Genomic DNA, 17806 nt, shown 5'->3' with positions numbered 1-17806 from the left:
TAGAAGACATAAGAATGAACAACGAGCTAATCATCGTTCTAAGCTTGCTGGCGGCGACTATCGTCATGTTCGCGATCAACCGCCCGCGGATGGATGCGGTCGCGCTTATCATGATGACGGTTCTGCCGCTAACCGGCGTCATAGACGTCTCGGACGCCTTAGTCGGCTTGAGCGACCCGAATATCGTACTGATTGCGGCACTGTTCGTGATCGGCGAAGGCCTGGTGCGCACAGGCGTCGCCCAAAAACTGGGCGACCTGCTGATTCGTCGCGCCGGCCGCAACGAAGCACGCCTGATCTTTCTGCTCATGGTCATCGTCACCGGCGTCGGCTCGTTTATGAGTTCGACCGGCGTCGTCGCCATATTCATTCCCGTGGTACTCCGCATTGCCCGAAATGCCCGCATTCCAGCGAGCCGGCTCATGATGCCGCTTAGCGTCGCCGCCCTGATCAGCGGCATGATGACGCTGGTAGCCACCGCCCCCAATCTGGTCGTGCACGCCCAGTTGGTACGCGACGGCTATGACGGGTTTAGCTTTTTCGCCTTCACCCCCTTCGGCATCCCTATTCTTATACTCGCTATCGGCTACATGCTGATTGTGCGCCGTTTCCTCGGCGCCGCCGCACCGGCTGTCGACCTCGCTCAAGCCAACCGCCCGCACCTCTCCGAATGGATCGATGAGTACAAACTCACCAGCCGAGAACACCGTCTGCGGATATCCTCCCAATCGAGCTGGATCGGCAAGCGACTGGACGAGCTCGACCTGCGCGCCAGCGCCGGCATCAACATCATCGCCATCGAGCGACGTAAACGCCTATCCAGTGAGATCATCGAGCCGATCGCGCAAACCGAACTGGAAGCCGGCGATGTGCTGTTTCTCGACGTGCGCAGCGCGACCGTCGACCTGCCCGATCTTTGCGAACGCTTCGCACTGCGCGAGCTGCAACTATCGGGCAATTACTTTGCCGATCACTCGCAAGCCATCGGCATGGCCGAACTCATGATTCCCGCCACCTCCAGCCTCATCGGGAAAACCGTCCTCGACACTCGCTTCCGCTCCGAATACGGGGTAACCGTGGTCGGCTTGAAACGCCGCCAAACCGCGGTCGAAGGCGACTTACTCGACAAGCCGCTGAAGCTCGGCGACACCCTACTCGTCGCCGGCCCCTGGCGGGCCATCAAAACCATCCAAGATCACAAGCGGGATCTGATCACCCTGAACATGCCGGCGGAATCGGACGATGTGGTAGCCGCCCCTTCCGGCGCCCCCTTCGCCATCGGCATTCTCGCGCTCGTCGTGGGCATGATGGTGACCGGCGTGGTGGAAAACGTACAGGCCGCGCTGATCGGCTGTTTATTGCTGGGACTTTTCCGCTGCGTCGACATGAACAGCGCCTACAATTCGATTCACTGGCAAAGCCTGATTCTAATCGTCGGCATGCTGCCTTTCTCTATCGCGCTGCAAAACACCGGCGGCGTCGACCTCGCCGCCGATGCCCTATTAGATGCAGTGGGCAACGCCGACCCGCGACTGGTTCTGGCAACCATTTTCGTGCTAACCGCCATACTCGGCTTATTCATCTCGAACACGGCAACCGCCGTGCTGATGGCGCCGATTGCGCTCGCGGTAGCCGCCGAGCTAGGGCTCTCCCCTTACCCCTTTGCGATGACGGTCGCCCTTGCCGCATCCGCAGCCTTTATGACTCCGGTTTCCTCGCCGGTTAACACGCTCGTGGTCGCACCCGGCAACTACAGCTTCTTTGATTTTGTCCGCATCGGCGTCCCCTTCACCGTGGTCGTGCTTATTACCACCGTTATCACGGTACCGCTGGTATTTCCTTTCTAAACGGCATCCCGCCGAAGGACGACCAGTCCCGGCGCCGAACGCATTGCCGAAGCCGTCACGGAACGCGGCGGCTATCGGCAGTAAGCTGGCCGGAAAGATAAAGACAAGCCGCGACCAACCCAACCTCAGCCGCGCGTCGGATCGTCATGACAAGAATAATCGCGACAGGTGTAGCGAGCGCCCTGCTTCTCTTATCGCCAATGCCGGCTCCAGCCGCTCAAACCGGAGAAGTCGTCGGCGGCGGACAGTTATCGTTGCTTCTCTTTAAAAACGACGAAACCGGCCACGAAGCCGAGTCGCCCATGATCACCTACCGCCTCGGCTACTTCATGACGCCCAACATTTCCGTCGAGGGCCGATTCGGCCACGGCATTTCGAATTGGCGAAATAACAACGCCGACACAACGGGCAACGGCACCGACGACGAGCTCGAACTCGACCGACTATTCGGAATTTACCTCACCGCCCACCAACCGTTGCCCAGCAATAATGCCGTATCGCTCTATGGCACAGTCGGCGTCAGCGACGCGAGAATGACCGAATCGCCGCTGGCCGAATCGATTTCGGCGCGCAACCGCGGCGCCTCCATCGGCATCGGCGCGGAATTCATCGCCTACGACGGATTTCGTTTCAACGCCGAATACATGCACTATGTCAGCGATAGCGGCAACCGCTTATCCGCTGTCAGCATAGGCGGCCTGTACGCCTTCTAATCGCCCGCGCCATGCCCCCGTAGCACGTCGATACAAGCGCACCCACGTTTCCTTGCGCATAATCCAAGTACCGACCTTCGTTATGATTAAAAGCAGGATGCCGGTCCGCCAGAAGAGCGCCGTGTCTTACATAAGCACCGAGCGGCCCTGAGCACACAGGAGCACACTACCGATTCGGCGCGCCCTGTTGGGAACGGCGTAACGGAAAATAAGAAATGAACTCAGGAGGAGGTATGCGGTCGTCCCAGGCCCTGCTTCATAATTCCGATTTGTCTGCTCCCGCACGGGACAAAACGGCAACCTGCGAAAAGAGCAACTTATATATCCTTGAGCAAGGGCACGTTTTCGCCTCCTCATCGATAGAAATAACAAACCGCACCCGTATCTATGCGTCCATCAACTTAACGGTCGACCACAGCCGAATCCACCTGCGGGTAGGCAATCGCGCCGGTCGCTATCAAGCTGCCGCACTCGGCCCCGGCCCAACGCGCACCCTAAAGGCCCGCGGCCAGCCGGTGCTTTGCTTCCAGATCCTCCCGTTGCACCCGCTGTTTCCTCACTTTAGCCTGATCGGAGCGGCAGTGGGCGTCATCGCACTACCGCGCGAGGCATTTGCTCATTTGGACGCGGCGCTAGAGGCAGCCTTCGTCGGCACACTCGACGTTGAAGACGTAGCCGAACTGCATGATGCCGTAACCCAAACGGCGACTCGTTTCTTGCCCGCCGCGAAACCCATCGACCCCCGCGTCCGTACCATTCTTCAGCGCCTCGACGACACCGACACCCCATCGCTACAAGACCTCAGCAAGGCCATGGGTTTGTCCTACTCCCGAATGTCGCACCTTTTCGGGGAAAGCATGGGCTTATCTCTACGCAGTTACTGTCTTTGGAACAAGCTCCAGAAAGTCCGGCGGATCTTCGATCCCGAAAAGTCGCTGACAGCGATCGCGCAAGAAGCGGGCTTTTGCGACTCCGCGCATTTCACCAAGGCCCATCAAGACATGTACGGGGCTTCGCCATCCTATTTTCTACGTAACAACGCAATCCGACTGCTGGCTTCGCGCCGGGTAAGAGCTTGCCCGGAGGAAAAAACCTAAGAGACTGACAAAGAAAACAAAACAACGCGCCACACCGCTTCCCGCCGCGAGCGGCCGCCCCCGGTTATTGGCAACCCGGCACCGTTGCCGGACCGCAACGAGGAGAGCGATGCGATGATGACAACAAAACGACAAACGAAAACAAGCTGGGCCGGTAGATACTTACCGTTGATTATCGTAATTGCGATACTGGCCGCAGCAGGTCAGACGCATGCGGCAAACCCGCCGGTTGACGAACCACCGGACGTTAACCCTCCACCCGACCATTTCCGCGACCCTGGCACCGGCCCGTGGACCCTGGTATCCGACCCTGCAACGGAGTGCAACCTCGACCCGGACCTGCTTCGGCGTGCGGACCGCGAGATCGGCACCTCATATGTGGTTGTCCGGTACGGCCAGCTCTGTCACGAGCACGTCGACGGCCTACGCGATAGGTCCGAGCAGGTATATTCGGTTACCAAAACACTCGGCGCCCTGACCATCGGTGCCTTGATCCATCAAACGCGTAATAGAGATCAACCGCTGGGCGAATTCGACCGCGTAGATCGATACCTCGATCGCTTTTCGTTTCATGAAGACGCAACTATCGCCCATGTCCTTGCCATGGTGGCAGCAGCCTCCCCCAGCCTCGACTGGGGCAGCAAGCGGTTCCGTTACGACACCACCGGCAGCCACGCCATTAACGACCTCAGCGACATCGTCAATACGGTCGTACAACAGGATACACGTTACCTCGGCAGCAACATCGGCCAGTTCTACAACCGACACTTAGCCGAACCGCTGGGTTTTGAGGATCAACGGTGGGGGCTGTCGGATCGCAGCAAAAGCTTCGCCACAACCTGGAACGCAACACTACGCGACATGGCTCGAGTCGGCCTATTGATGAACAACGGAGGCGTCTGGAACGGGGAGCGCTTAATCGACCTCGACTTCCTCTACAATATGACCCACGCCGCCTTTGAAGATGCGAATACCGGCTATGGATACCTCACCTGGCTGAATGACGTCGACGAATGCGCGCCGAAACCGATCCACCGCACCTATCCCCACGGCCTGTCGGAAGCTACCGACTGCATGCTGCCCGACGGCTGCGATCAGACCTATGACGTCGGCGTCTTCTATGCCGCGGGCCTTGGCGGGCAATACATCATTGTCCACCGCGGTCTGGATATGGTAATCGCGGTTAAAGACTCCGGCGGCCAATCCGGACGCGAGCCGCGGCGGTTCTGGAATGCCCTGCGACCAGCCGTACTCGCGCATGATCCGCTCTACTACAATGACGAAGACGCTTTCTGCGAAGCCTATGGCAACGGGCACTACGCCCCAGACCTCAAGTTGTGGGAAGACGGCCGTTAACGGAGCAAGCGATCGGGCGCCCCTAAGTGGGGCGCCCAAACCCGTTAACGCTTTGCTTTCTTCACCGTATACATCAGCTTGTCGCCTTCGCTAAGCAAGGCATCGATTGTGCGATGCTGTGCCGGGTCGTATTCGACAACCCCATGCGAGAAAGCAACATGGTAGCCTTCCCCGGCCTCCTCCGCCGCCTGCTCCAACGATTGCCGCAAACGCTCGATTAACGCCTCGGCCAGCGCTTGCGTCGTATCGGTTAACAGCGCAACGAACTCATCACCGCCGAGGCGGGCAAAGAGATCGCTCTCGCGATAAGTCGCAATCATTTGCGCAGCGAATGTTCTTAACGCCCGGTCGCCTTCGGCATGGCCGTAGGTGTCGTTAATGCTTTTGAACTTATCCAAGTCCATAAACACCAACGAAGCGGGCATATTCTGCCGCGCACACAAGCGAAGCGCCTGCTCGGCCAGCATCCGGAAACCGCGTCGGTTGGGAATGTGGGTCAACTCATCTACCGTAGCCAAACGCACAGCCGCCAGCTCCCGCTCGACCATCAAAGCAAGATCCCGCAAAATTTCCGCATCTTTCTGTTCGAACCGACGCGGCTGGGTATCGTAAATACACAAGGTACCCAACTTATGACCTTCCAGGCTACGCAACGGGCAGCCCGCGTAAAATCGAATTTTCGGGTCGTTCACGACCAAAGGGTTATCGCAAAATCGATCGTCGGCAATAGCATCGGCAACGACAAAAACGTCGTTGCGAGAATAGCGTGCCCGCAAAACGACACATCGCGCGCCGTTTCCGAAAAATCCACTCCCACCCTCGACTTGAACCACTGCCGGTTATCGTCGACCAAACTAACCGTCGCAATGGGCGCTTGAAACACACGCTTGGCTATACGCGTCAAACGATCGAATCGCTCCTCCGGCGACGTATCCAGGATATCGAGCGAGCGCAAGGCTCCCAATCGGGCCTTCTCGTCTTGCGGCGAATCAGGTTTCTTCACTTTCGGTACCGTTATTCGAACTCTGGCTGCAAAAGACAATCCCGCATCACGTTAGGCGAACGCCACGGTCATCCTAGCCGCGGCCATTAGGTTTAGGAAGAAGTGCTCGCCAGCCGGGGATAATAGTATCGGTAGGCAGTGCGCTTCCTTGGCGCCAAACGCACTTTTAGCAATCGGAAGATCGCGACCAACACGCCGACCAAACAAAAAAGACAATCAATTCAACATTAGAAGAGGGAAAACTACTGGATAAGCGCCCGACACTACGTCGATCGCCTAGTCGGAGCAGGCCGCTCGACCTCGTCGACATCATCCGCAACGAATACCTCTCGGATCGTCAGCGGCTTACCGTCAGCATCCTGTACTTCAACGTGGCGAATAGGGCGGCCGGTCATCCGATCGCGCAGATCCAAAGACGGCTGCTCCGGGCACGGATTCCACTTATCGCCCCATTGCCGCAGCGCCACCACGACCGGAAACAGTTCGCGCCCTTTGTCCGTCAGGCGATACTCATACCGAGAACCGTGTTCGCCAACATCGACTTTTTTCAGGACATTATGCTCCACCAGCCGACATAAGCGATCGCCAAGAATATTCTTGGCGATTCCCAACTCCTGCTGGAAATCGACAAATCGGCGCGTACCGTACATAGCGTGCAGCACGATGAGCAACGACCACCAATCCCCCACCTCATTGAGGGCGCGGGCTACGGAGCAACTAGAATCGTCAAAGCGTTTTCGAGCCATAAGCTTAAGTCTAGCCAAAAAGGTTGCAATTTGATACCAAATTAAATACGGTTGCTTAACGAAACCATACTGCATGCATTGAAAAGAAGCCCACCTGCATTAGGAGTATCCGCCTATGTCGATGAACCTCGGCCCGCTGTTCGAGCCGTTTGAGCTGAACACCCTTAAGCTCAACAATCGAGTCGTCATGGCGCCCATGACCCGCAACTTTTCGCCAGGCAACGTACCGAACGAAGACGTCGTTGCCTACTACCGGCGCCGTGCCGAAGGCGGCGTCGGCCTGCTAATCACCGAAGGCACTACGGTCAACCATCCGGCTGCTAACGGCTACGCGAATGTGCCTGCTTTTCATGGCGAAGAAGCACTGGCAGGTTGGAAAAAGTCGTCGACGCCGTACATGCGGCAGGCGGTAAGATCTTTCCTCAGCTATGGCACGTCGGCGCGATTCGGCGCGAAGGCACCGAACCGGACCCCTCGGTTCCCGGCTACAGCCCATGCGGCAGATACAAACCGGGCAAACCCAACGGCAAGGCAATGACCAAGCAAGACATCAAGGATGTCGTCAAAGCCTTTGCCGACGCCGCAGCGGACGCCCAAGCCATCGGCTTCGACGGCGTTGAAGTCCACGGCGCGCACGGCTACCTGATCGACCAGTTCTTCTGGGAAGGCACCAACGATCGCGACGACGAGTACGGCGGAAGCATGGCCAATCGGCAACGCTTCGGCATCGAGATCATCGAGGCCATTCGCGACCGCGTAGGGCCTGATTTTCCCGTCATGCTGCGTTTCTCGCAGTGGAAAATGCAGGACTACGACGCCAAGCTCTGCCACACGCCGGACGAACTGGAAGCATGGCTCAATCGCTTCGTGGAAGCCGGCGTCGATATTTTCCACGCCTCTACCCGTCGTTTCTGGGTTCCGGAGTTTGAAGGCTCGGACCTCAACCTAGCCGGCTGGGTGAAAAAACTCACCGGCATACCGACCGTCTCCGTCGGTAGCGTCGGCCTTACCGACGACTTTATCAGCGGCACCTTCGCCAGCAAGCAGGAAGCCGTCGAACAAGCGGGGATCGACAACCTCGTCGAACGCATGACTAACCGCGAGTTCGATCTAATCGCAGTCGGTCGAGCGCTACTGCAAGACCCCGAGTGGCTCATCAAGGTTAAAGAAAACCGCCTAGACGAGGTGGCGCCTTTTGCCAAAGCTTCCCTGAAAGAGCTGTATTAAATCATTAGCCCCGTTGTCGGCACTCGACTCGACCCTGGCTGTCGGGCGAGTGCGACTCGCGGCGAAGCCATGCCCCGCAAAGCCCCACCGTTAACCGGCAGCGGCGGCCTTGTCCTGCTCGGAATTAGGGGCCTGCAAATAAGTGCTGCACACGGCTTGCATCTCGGGCTGCTCGCCGTCCGCGCTCTCAAGCATAACCTGCCAACACAACACGCCGTATTGATCGAAATCCACCTGCATCGTTCGCTCCTCCTACGTTGTAACGAGAACGTGTCACCATCTTAAGGACACAGAGCCTGTAGATGAAGTCGAACGTTTTTATGGTTCCGATAGAAATAACCAATCTCAACACAGCGCTTGTTGGTCGTCAGCCCTCACAACTGACTCAACACCGTCTCCGCGCTGCTTTTATCCACACCCTTCTCATCGACGCCCAGATACTGCACGACCCCGTCGTCGACGATCATGGCAAAACGTTTGCAACGCGTACCGAAACCGACGGCATTTAGGTCCATATCCATGCCCAAGGCGCGCGCGAACTCGGCACTACCGTCAGCCAACATGACGATCTTTTCGGCATTCTGATCCGCCTGCCAAGCGCTCATAACGAACGCATCGTTGACCGACAAACAGGCAACGCGGTCGACGCCTTTAGCGGCGATTGCGTCCGCGTTGACCACGAAACCCGGCATATGGGTATTGGAACAACCCGGCGTAAACGCCCCCGGAACGGCAAACAACACGACTTTCTTACCGGCGCACAGCTCGCCCACACTGATATCTTCGGGGCCATTCTCGCCATTGGTTTTAATCGTGACATCCGGAATTCGATCGCCTACCTGTATCGGCATGTAGCAACTCCTTATTGCGAAAATGATAGACCGCCTACCGAAGGTAACAGACTCCTACCGGCAGGCGGTAAGAAAACGCGCCTACGCAGCCACATTTTGATAAGGCACATCGCGACGCGCGGCCCTCAGTGCCGTCGCCCACCACTCAAGCTGAGCGAGCATACCCGCCATCGCTTTATTCGGCCCCGCAGGCTCGATCAGCTCGCCGGAGGCATCGAAACGCTCCCACACATTCGGTAAAGCCACCCCATTTCTTACGCTTACCACATGCAGTTCGGCAAAGACCTGAATAAGCTGCTCGACCGCGCGCAAACCGCCGGACATGCCTCCGTAAGATACGAACCCGACCGGCTTTGCCCGCCACTCGCCATAAGCGGAATCGATAACGGCCTTCAGAACGGCCGGATAACCATGGTTGTATTCCGGCGTCACGACAACGAAGGCATCCGCTCTCTCAACCAGAGCGCCGACATCCCCCCGACCTGGCCGTCGCCTCCTACGCCAAGCGCTTTTGGATCGATACGATCCACTAAAAATCCTTTTCCATAGCGGGCAATCTGCCCCTGCGCCCAAGCCGCAACCGAGTCGCAAAACCGGCCGTCTCGTGCACTGCCATAAAGTAATCCGATCCGTATTGGTTCGCCCGTCATAGCTGCATCCTCCTATCGATTAACGAATTCGGATTCAGCTTAAGACCTCAAGTAAAGCTAAGGTCAAGCCCGGATTTAACGGCACGGCAGCAACACCCAAAAGCGCCCCAAAAGACAAAGATTTTCTATCCCTTAGAGAGAGAATTTATATGTTGCAGCGCAGCACAAACGACCTTAACCTATAAGCGTGGTTAGAAATTTATTGCAGTCAAAACACGCAACACAGAGGAATATGCAAATGGAAATCTTACTGTCTGCCGCCGTATTCGCGGGTTTACTAATTGTCTTACAACGGGTTAGCCGCTGGGTAGCGCAGAACGGAGACTTGCTAGGCAACGCAGAATCCAAGCAACGTCTGGCCGTCGCCCTGATGCGGAATCATGTTTAACATGCCGCTCAAAAAGGCCGATGCCCGATAAATAACGGCGACCTCGCCGATAACCGGCTTCGCGCCTTTTTCAGCGGCGTGCGCTCTACCCCCTAGGCGCGCTCCCAAGCTAGCAATGCGATAGGCTTACATCATTTCGGCAGGCGCCGTCATCGAACCTCTAAGGTAACCCAACAAAGCCGCCCCATTTCCCCACCCACTACCGCACCCGATCGTCACCCAGCTATAACAGCACGGCATAACGACGCTCGCCCTAAACGGCCAAATACAATGCTTCGACGGTAGCAGCAAACAAACGCTTAGGCCGATCCGTGCGCACCGCGAAGACGCGCTGCCACATAGCCGGAAGCCTCATGAGCACACTGTCGCTGTGGACTTAACGCGCAAGCAGGGGCTCACAGCCCCCGCGCCCACTCAGGCCTTAACCCGGCTTGTGCAGGCGCTTCTATTGCCGTACGCACTTTGGCGAGCATGCTCTCTTTATCCGCGTTCAAGGTACCTTTCAGCACCAGATAATTAGAAGCATGATCGCTACGAAAAACGGTCCGTTCCAGATCCAGCTCAACCAACAGCCGCTCGATTTCTTGAAACAGCTCAACCTGGCCCAGCGGCTCGAAATCCGGGAACTGAGCCTTATAGCGCTCCATGCCTTGAGGAAAACTCACCACCAGCGTCGATAAAAACTCCGGTTGCGTCGCGTTCATTAATCGCGCGGAATTAAGCGCATGCTGCTCGGAAAGACTCCGCCCGCCCAACCCGTTCAAGATCATCACCGAGCGTTTAATGCCTGCCTCGCCCGCTTTAATCAGCGCCTCTTTCGTCGACTCTTGGGTTTCGCCCTTATTGACCCGCCGTAGCACCTCGTCGTCCCCGGACTCGGCGCCAACATAGAACATCGCCAACCCCGCTTCGCGCAGCAGCTTGAGGTCTTCCACCGATTTGCGCTTCAAGTTACGCGGCAGGCAGTACGATGTAATCCGCTCAACCGTCGGCATATGCTGATGGATTGCCTCCAAGATGCGTAGTAAACGCTTGGTCGGCAGCACCATGGCATCGCCGTCGGCGAGAAAAACCCGCCTTACCGCCATCCGCTCGCCGCAGCGCCGAATCTCCTCCAAAACGTCCGCTTCATCGCGCGCCCGAAACTTCTTCTGCGGCGCGGTGTACATCTCGCAAAACGTGCACTTGTTCCAAGAGCAACCGTTAGTCACCGGTAAGATCAGCGAATGGGCCTCGCTCGGCGGACGAAAAACAGGCTCGATATAATGGATCGGGAACTGATGCATGTTTGAACAACTCCGGCTGCAATAAAGAATCGACGCCTAAACCAAGGCGCTTGTCTACAGGCGTGGCAGATTACGACAGAACAGCATCTTATCGAACCTGCAACGCCCGAAAAAAGGTGCCATCTTGATCTCTCCCCTATCCCGTGCCATAAACTCGGCCACGCGCAAAAGTTCGCACCAGCAAAATGCATAACCCGCGGCCACCGTCGACACACAACGTTACGTCAACACGTGCGGCTTGAGTTCCCGTTACCAATTGGTCCACGCCATGCGAGTCTCCCCTAGGCCTTCGTCAATCACCCCATACGCAAGCCGATACCTGACGTTTCTTCTCCTTTTAGCGCTACTGTCTCTATACCCTGGCGCAATCGCTGCTCAGGCATTAGCGGTTACAGAACAGCAACCGGTCGTCGAACTGACAGGGCCTTGGGCAGTTTACTGGAACACCTTTGTTGCGCCAGACCAACGCCACGAGCAGGCCTACGCCCGGCCGAGCGCCTATCAAGCGTTACCGGGGAGCTGGACGCAACTATCGTTAAACGGTCGACGGCTACCGGCAAGCGGACACGCCACTTACCGCCTTAACCTTCGCGTAGCCGAACCCGTGCCTGAACACCTCGTGTTACGCATTCCGCAAGTCTACTCGGCCTACCGCCTATTCGTTGACGCAGAGCTAGTCGCAGCGGTGGGCACCGTCGCCGCCGCCCCGGACGAAGCGCAACCCGACTATGGCGAACGGCGCGTACTGCTGACCAACCCCGGCCCCGAGATCGAGTTGATGTTTCATGTCAGCAATTACTCCGCCCGAGCCGCCGGCTTCCCGCGGGCCATCGAGCTGGGCACGCCGGACGCTATCGCTCATCGCCATGCGCTAGGGCTAATCAGCAACGGTGCGTTGGCCGGCGGCCTGATTCTTATCGGCATTTCGCAACTAGCGCTGTTTCTATTGCGTCGAGACGAAACCGCTTATCTCTTCTTCGGCCTGGCCACGGCCGCTTGGGGCCTGCAAACGATCATATCCGGTCAACTCCTCAGCTACGCCGGCTGGCACCTACCTATTCATATTGCCCGGCCTTTGGACGGTTTTAGCGCGCTGGCGGCGGCAAGTATGTCGTTGCTCTTTTTATCCGCGCTGTTTCCGCGCGACCTACCGTTTCGCTATGTCCGGTGGGTTATGTTGTGCCTCGTCATCTATGTAGGGGTCGCCCTCCTTGGCTCGGAGATGGCCCGTAGCGTCATCGTCGGCTGGTTGCTCTACGTCGTCGTCGGCCTAATGAGCCTTGCGTTAATCGCCGTCTTTCGCGCGTGGCGCAGAGGCGAGCCCGACGCTGGCCTGTTCCTACTAGCCGGCGGCATCATCGCCCTTACCGCCTGCCTGCAAATCTACTGGTTTAACGCCGCCGGCACCCGAGAGGCCGTTGCCAGCCTAGGCGCCTTACTCGCCGTCGGCTTACAAAGCATGGTGCTCGCACGTCGCTACGCGCGCGCATTCGCCCATAGCCGACAACTGGAGAAATCGCTCCGCAGAGCCAACCAGCTCAAGGACGAATTTCTGGTCAACACGTCCCACGAGCTACGCACACCTTTACATGCCATGATCGGCTTAGCCGAAGCGCTACCTCACCGTAACGATCGCAAACTGGCCGAAGGCCTGAACTGGATCGCTACCAGCGGCCACCGACTAACGCGCCTGGTCGACGATATACTCGACTTCACCCGGCTGAAGTACGACGACTTAGCGATCGAGCGCCGACAAACCCGCATCGAGCCGCTCGTACACGGCGTACTGGGTGTATGCCAGCCGTTACTCGGCACCCGACCAGTCGCGTTAAAGGCCGATATCGAGGCTAACTTGCCGGCCGTACAGGCCGATCCGGACCGCCTGCACCAAGTACTCTTCAACCTCATCGGTAATGCCATAAAATTCACCGACCGCGGGCAGATAACGGTTTGCGTAGCACGCGCTGGGGATGTCGTCGCGGTAGAGGTGGCCGATACGGGCCTAGGCATCGCCCAGGAAGACTGGCCACGTTTGCAACAGCCCTACGAACAAGGCCGCGCCGCAGAAGGGCGCGGCGGCTTGGGCTTAGGGCTCGCCATCACCCGCCGCATTCTCGAGCTGCACGGCGCCGACATGCAAGTGCACAGCGTGCCGGATCAAGGCACGCGCATACGGTTCGAGCTACCGGTGGCAGAAGGGCCTGGCGAAACAACCGCGAGCGCGTCGGCAGCCATCGCCGCGACGCGCACCGCCGACTACCCGCCGCCACAGGAGGAGCCCCCATCGGCCAAAGGCCCCCGCATCCTGATCGTCGACGACGACGACGCAGCCGCCGCGGCGCTGGAGCAACAGTTAGCACTTGTCGGCTATCAGGTCCGGCGCGCCGCATCTGGGCAACAAGCGCTAGCGCTAGTGAGCCAAGCCAAACCCGACCTGGTCATGCTGGATGTGATGATGCCCGATATGAGCGGCCTCGCCGTGTGCCGCCATTTGCGCGAAGAATACGACGCCAATACGCTGCCGATTATTTTAGTCACCGCCCGCACCCGGCCGGAAGACATCGTAGAAGGCTTGAACGCCGGCGCCAACGACCACCTTGCCAAACCCTACTACCGTGTCGAGATGTTAGCGCGGGTCGATGCACATCTACGGGTACAAGAAAACGAACAGATGCGCTGGGCCCTAAGCGAGCGTCACAACGACGAGCGCGACCCACGAGAAATACTGACCGAACTGCTGAAGAAAACCGTTCATTACTGGGAATTCGCGACCGGTCGGACGCGAGCGGATTTAGCCGAGCAAAGCGGCTTATGGACGGTCACGCTGGACGGCTCGACCCGCAAAACGCGCACATTGGACCGTTACTTATCCATTGACAGCCTACCCAAGCGCCCACGCTGGGGCATAGTCAGCCGAACCGCCCGCTACGTTATCGACCACCTCGATGACGCGCAGCACATCGAGGAACTGGAGCAGCTATTAGCGCAACTGCATATGGCTGTTGAGCATTAGGGGGGGGTGGTTGTTTGCTTTTGTCGGTTTGGTGGGTGGTTAGTTTCTGGTGTTGGTGGTTTAAGGTGGTGCGCTGCGCGCGATTTGTTTGGAAGGCGGGGTTCCGCCCCCGCACGGCGGGTTCCTTTTCTTGCTTGCCCAAGAAAAGGAACTCGCCCAGGAGGGCGAAACAGGCCGTTATGCACCACTACAGGCAATAGCGACTAAGCGCAGGCCCCAGACGCCGCCGCGCGCCTTCCAAACAAACCGCGCGCAGCGCACTACACAAAACCACCCACACCAAAAAACAACCCCACCAAACACAAAAACCCAAATAAAAACGGGGCAGGCGCATTGCCTGCCCCCATGCCCCAACCCAACCCTCTAGGGCACAAAACCACTCAAAATAGCGACTACCGAGAAAGCTCTAACCAAAGCCTCTCCAGCACTTCCGTGACCTACCGGAGAGCCACCTGCCACGGCCTCGCTCGATGGCGGCCATTATTACGGCCAGGCCAATCAGAGGAAAAGGAACAATACGGAACAATATAATAAGGCACTGAATTTCTAACTAGTTTAACCCCGACAACTAAACCTGCCGGCCTTCGCCGGCGGCTGCGAGAGAGTTCTATCAGGTCGACGAATCGGCCCGCCGTTGCTGTTTTCGATACCGCGTCAGAAGGCGGTTTCGCTTCAGCGAACTTAAATGATCGATATAGAGCCGGCCTTCGATATGGTCGCACTCGTGCTGCACGCAGGCAGCCTCCAACCCATGCGCTTCGAACTCATAGGGATTGCCCGCCACATCCTGCGCCCGCACCCGCACGCGATCCACGCGGCGCGCGTTACTTCTCGCTCGCCGGGTACGGAAAGGCAGCCTTCGTTAAGCTCCATCGGTTCGCCCAATGGCTCGTACTCAGGGTTAACCAAGACTCGTTCGGGGTTATCCTCCACCTGCATCACCGCAACTTTCAAATGGACGCCGATCTGCACAGCAGCAAGCCCAATCCCCTGCGCATCGCGCATGGTCTCGAACATGTCGGCAACCAGTTCGCGTAAGCTCTCGTCGAAGCGCTCGACCGGCTTGGACGGTTTCCGCAATCGCGGGTCGGGATGGCGAACAATAGGCCTGATCATAATGTGACGTTCTCGAAGCGACTCTTAAGGTAAACATAACGCCGAAGGCGCGAGCGTCAAACTCTAGCCTCCCTCTACCCCCAGCGCCGGAAAGATGCTAATAATTTAGAACCTCCCCCAGGAGGTCGCCGTTCGTGCTGTTAACCAAAAAAGGCCTTCACCTCATGCGCTTCCAATTCACCGACACCCCGGAACGATATGGCTCGGTCAGCCGCTTCCTACACTGGAGCATGGCTTTGCTATTGATCTGGCAACTGGCGACAGCCGTCGCCCGAATACTCGTCAAGGACTCCGCTCTGGACGAGTTTCTGTGGGGCACTCATCGGCCGGTCGGGGCGCTGCTGATGACACTGGTACTTATCCGCATCGCCTGGGCGCTGACAAACCGCCGTCAACGGCCTGCCGCGGTAAGCCTAATGGCGCGCCTGGGCCACGTCGGCCTCTATGCTCTGCTGTTCTTCGTCCCCGCTTTTGCCTTGTTGCGGCAGTACGGTTCGGGCCGCGCCTTCTCTCCCTTCGGCATCCCCTTGATGCCGGGTTTCGAGGGCGAGCGCATCGAATGGATGCTAATCCCCGCCAACCTCTTTCACAGCTGGTTCGGCTGGTTACTGTTTGCGCTGATTGCCGGCCATATCGTGATGGTATTCGTCCACCGGCACCGAGCGGGCGATACGGACGTATTGCCTCGCATGCTCGGGCGCAGGTAGCGGTACCTTTGTATTCCCCTGTCCCCTGGCCGATAATACGCCTCATATTCTAGGAAAGTCGCGCGCATGCTAGTGTGCGCGCGACCTTCACACCTTAATCAGTCACGGGCTACGCGGGAGTCGAGACAGAACCTTATGGCGCAATACATCTTTACCATGAACAGGGTCGGCAAAGTGGTGCCGCCCAAGCGCGAGATCCTGCGGGATATCTCTTTATCCTTCTTCCCTGGCGCCAAGATCGGGGTGCTCGGTCTGAACGGTGCCGGTAAATCCACGCTGCTGCGGATCATGGCCGGCGTGGATAAGGACTACGAGGGCGAGGCGCGCCCGCAACCGGGTATTAACATCGGCTATCTGTCCCAGGAACCCGAGCTGAACCCGGAGAAAGATGTACGCGGCAACGTCGAAGAAGGCCTCGGCGAAATTAAGGAAATGGTCGACCGCTTTAACGAAGTATCGGCCAAGTTCGCCGAACCGGACGCGGATTTCGATGCCCTGATTGCCGAGCAATCCAAGCTACAGGATGCCATCGACGCCGCCGATGCGTGGAACCTCGACCGTAAGCTGGAAGTCGCCGCCGAAGCGCTGCGCCTGCCGGCATGGGATGCCGACGTCACTAAGCTTTCCGGCGGCGAGAAACGCCGGGTAGCTTTATGTCGCCTACTGCTGTCGAAGCCGGACATGCTGCTGCTCGACGAACCTACCAACCACCTTGACGCCGAATCGGTGGCTTGGCTGGAGCGCTTCCTGCAAGAGTACAGCGGCACAGTGGTGGCGATTACTCACGATCGCTACTTTCTAGATAACGTCGCCGGCTGGATTCTGGAGCTGGACCGCGGCCACGGCATTCCCTGGCAGGGCAACTACTCCTCCTGGCTTGAGCAAAAGGAAAAGCGACTGGCCCAGGAAGAGAAGCAACAGTCTTCGCTTAAGAAAACGATCGAAGCCGAGCTGGAGTGGGTACGCCAGAATCCGAAAGGCCGACAGGCCAAGAGCAAGGCGCGTCTGGCGCGTTTCGAAGAGCTGCAAAACCAAGACTTTCAAAAACGTAACGAAACCCAAGAGCTGTATATTCCGCCGGGGCCGCGCCTGGGCGATAAGGTCATCGAGGCGGTGGGCGTTCGCAAAGGCTTTGACGAGCGTTTGCTGGTCGACGACCTTAATTTCAATTTACCCCCCGGCGGCATCGTCGGCATCATCGGCCCCAACGGCGCGGGTAAAACGACCTTGTTCCGCATGATCACCGGCCAGGAACAACCCGACGAAGGCGAGATTCGGATCGGCGACACGGTCGAGCTGTCCTACGTCGATCAAAGCCGCCAATCGCTAGACGATAGTAAAACCGTTTTCGAAGAAATCACCGACGGTTTGGACATGGTGCAAGTAGGCAAATGGGAAATGCCTTCTCGCGCTTATGTGGGCCGTTTCAACTTCAAAGGCTCCGACCAGCAAAAACGGATCGGGGAGCTCTCCGGCGGCGAACGCAACCGAGTACACCTTGCCAAACTGCTGAAAAGCGGCGGCAACGTACTCCTGCTCGACGAACCGACCAACGATCTCGACGTCGAAACCCTTCGCGCGCTGGAGGAAGCTCTTTTAACCTTCCCCGGCTGCGCGGTAGTGATCTCGCACGATCGCTGGTTCCTCGACCGTATCGCCACGCATATTCTCGCGTTCGAAGGCGACAGCCAGGTAACGTGGTTCGAAGGTAATTACGCCGATTACGAAGCGGACCGCAAACGTCGCTTAGGCGACGACGCGATCAATCCGCATCGCATCAAGTACAAACGCCTCGCAACCTAAATC

The 17806-nt window shown here is 58.0% G+C and carries 16 protein-coding genes and 2 pseudogenes; 9 read left to right on the top strand and 9 right to left on the bottom strand.

Translation table 11 applies throughout. From position 1 onward, the window contains the following. Nucleotides 1-14 precede the first annotated feature (14 nt). The 4 genes from CAI21_RS15765 to CAI21_RS15750 all read left to right on the top strand — a co-directional run bounded on the left by CAI21_RS15765 (nt 15) and on the right by CAI21_RS15750 (nt 5013). Nucleotides 15-1847: an SLC13 family permease gene (locus CAI21_RS15765; protein WP_116303171.1), complete on the top strand. Its 1833-nt coding sequence runs from the start codon at nt 15-17 to the stop codon at nt 1845-1847. 146 nt (nt 1848-1993) lie between these two features. Beyond that, nucleotides 1994-2560, top strand: a complete 567-nt coding sequence (locus tag CAI21_RS15760; RefSeq protein WP_116303170.1) for a porin family protein — start codon at nt 1994-1996, stop codon at nt 2558-2560. A gap of 233 nt (nt 2561-2793) precedes the next feature. After that, nucleotides 2794-3657: a helix-turn-helix domain-containing protein gene (locus tag CAI21_RS15755; RefSeq protein WP_181919470.1), complete on the top strand. Its 864-nt coding sequence runs from the start codon at nt 2794-2796 to the stop codon at nt 3655-3657. A 114-nt stretch (nt 3658-3771) separates the two neighbouring features. Continuing rightward, nucleotides 3772-5013 (top strand): serine hydrolase, encoded by a 1242-nt coding sequence (locus CAI21_RS15750; protein WP_116303168.1) that lies wholly within the window; start codon nt 3772-3774, stop codon nt 5011-5013. Between the two features lie 44 nt (nt 5014-5057). On the opposite strand, the gene CAI21_RS15745 is transcribed toward CAI21_RS15750, so the two are convergent. From CAI21_RS15745 to CAI21_RS15740, 3 genes are all read right to left on the bottom strand, one after another. After that, entirely contained in the window at nt 5058-5789 is a 732-nt protein-coding gene (locus CAI21_RS15745) for a sensor domain-containing diguanylate cyclase (RefSeq protein WP_220348521.1), read from the bottom strand. Next, nucleotides 5702-6016 carry a hypothetical protein gene (locus tag CAI21_RS24085; RefSeq protein WP_220348512.1) on the bottom strand — a complete coding sequence of 105 codons (315 nt, stop codon included), beginning with the start codon at nt 6014-6016 and terminating at the stop codon, nt 5702-5704. Before CAI21_RS24085 ends, CAI21_RS15745 begins: the two co-directional genes overlap by 88 nt. 263 nt (nt 6017-6279) lie before the next feature. Further along, nucleotides 6280-6762 carry a winged helix-turn-helix transcriptional regulator gene (locus CAI21_RS15740; RefSeq protein ID WP_116303220.1) on the bottom strand — a complete coding sequence of 161 codons (483 nt, stop codon included), beginning with the start codon at nt 6760-6762 and terminating at the stop codon, nt 6280-6282. A 115-nt stretch (nt 6763-6877) separates the two neighbouring features. On the opposite strand from CAI21_RS15740, the pseudogene CAI21_RS15735 reads away from it, so the two are divergent. Then, nucleotides 6878-7989 (top strand): annotated as a pseudogene (locus CAI21_RS15735) (NADH:flavin oxidoreductase). Between the two features lie 90 nt (nt 7990-8079). On the opposite strand, the gene CAI21_RS23265 reads toward CAI21_RS15735, so the two are convergent. The 4 genes from CAI21_RS23265 to CAI21_RS25100 all read right to left on the bottom strand — a co-directional run bounded on the left by CAI21_RS23265 (nt 8080) and on the right by CAI21_RS25100 (nt 9490). Then, a complete protein-coding gene (locus CAI21_RS23265; protein ID WP_181919469.1) occupies nt 8080-8229 on the bottom strand; it encodes a hypothetical protein in 150 nt (49 codons plus the stop codon). 134 nt (nt 8230-8363) lie between these two features. Then, nucleotides 8364-8840 carry a peroxiredoxin gene (locus CAI21_RS15730; protein WP_116303167.1) on the bottom strand — a complete coding sequence of 159 codons (477 nt, stop codon included), beginning with the start codon at nt 8838-8840 and terminating at the stop codon, nt 8364-8366. An 81-nt stretch (nt 8841-8921) separates the two neighbouring features. Beyond that, nucleotides 8922-9272: an NADPH-dependent FMN reductase gene (locus CAI21_RS15725; protein ID WP_258868147.1), complete on the bottom strand. Its 351-nt coding sequence runs from the start codon at nt 9270-9272 to the stop codon at nt 8922-8924. Next, complete coding sequence (locus tag CAI21_RS25100; RefSeq protein ID WP_258868146.1) at nt 9269-9490, bottom strand: NADPH-dependent FMN reductase family protein; 222 nt, start codon at nt 9488-9490, stop codon at nt 9269-9271. The genes CAI21_RS15725 and CAI21_RS25100 overlap by 4 nt, the downstream gene beginning before the upstream one ends. A gap of 238 nt (nt 9491-9728) precedes the next feature. Between CAI21_RS25100 and CAI21_RS23260 the strand changes: the two genes are divergently transcribed. Then, nucleotides 9729-9878, top strand: a complete 150-nt coding sequence (locus CAI21_RS23260; RefSeq protein WP_181919468.1) for a hypothetical protein — start codon at nt 9729-9731, stop codon at nt 9876-9878. 395 nt (nt 9879-10273) lie between these two features. Here the strand turns inward: CAI21_RS23260 and CAI21_RS15720 are convergent, their stop codons facing one another. Then, nucleotides 10274-11164 carry a radical SAM protein gene (locus CAI21_RS15720; protein ID WP_116303165.1) on the bottom strand — a complete coding sequence of 297 codons (891 nt, stop codon included), beginning with the start codon at nt 11162-11164 and terminating at the stop codon, nt 10274-10276. Nucleotides 11165-11768: 604 nt separating this feature from the next. On the opposite strand from CAI21_RS15720, the gene CAI21_RS15715 reads away from it, so the two are divergent. Then, nucleotides 11769-14177 (top strand): response regulator, encoded by a 2409-nt coding sequence (locus CAI21_RS15715; RefSeq protein WP_258868967.1) that lies wholly within the window; start codon nt 11769-11771, stop codon nt 14175-14177. A gap of 610 nt (nt 14178-14787) precedes the next feature. Here CAI21_RS15715 and def read toward each other — a convergent pair. Further along, nucleotides 14788-15296: pseudogene (def, locus tag CAI21_RS26065) on the bottom strand (peptide deformylase). A gap of 131 nt (nt 15297-15427) precedes the next feature. On the opposite strand from def, the gene CAI21_RS15705 reads away from it, so the two are divergent. Beyond that, nucleotides 15428-16000 carry a cytochrome b gene (locus CAI21_RS15705; RefSeq protein ID WP_220348503.1) on the top strand — a complete coding sequence of 191 codons (573 nt, stop codon included), beginning with the start codon at nt 15428-15430 and terminating at the stop codon, nt 15998-16000. Nucleotides 16001-16135: 135 nt separating this feature from the next. Then, entirely contained in the window at nt 16136-17803 is a 1668-nt protein-coding gene (gene ettA, locus CAI21_RS15700; protein WP_116303163.1) for an energy-dependent translational throttle protein EttA, read from the top strand. Nucleotides 17804-17806: the final 3 nt, after the last annotated feature.

The sequence above is a fragment of the Alkalilimnicola ehrlichii genome (assembly GCF_003399765.1).
In the GTDB taxonomy this organism is placed as follows: domain Bacteria; phylum Pseudomonadota; class Gammaproteobacteria; order Nitrococcales; family AK92; genus AK92.
This window is presented reverse-complemented; position numbering and strand designations above follow the sequence as displayed.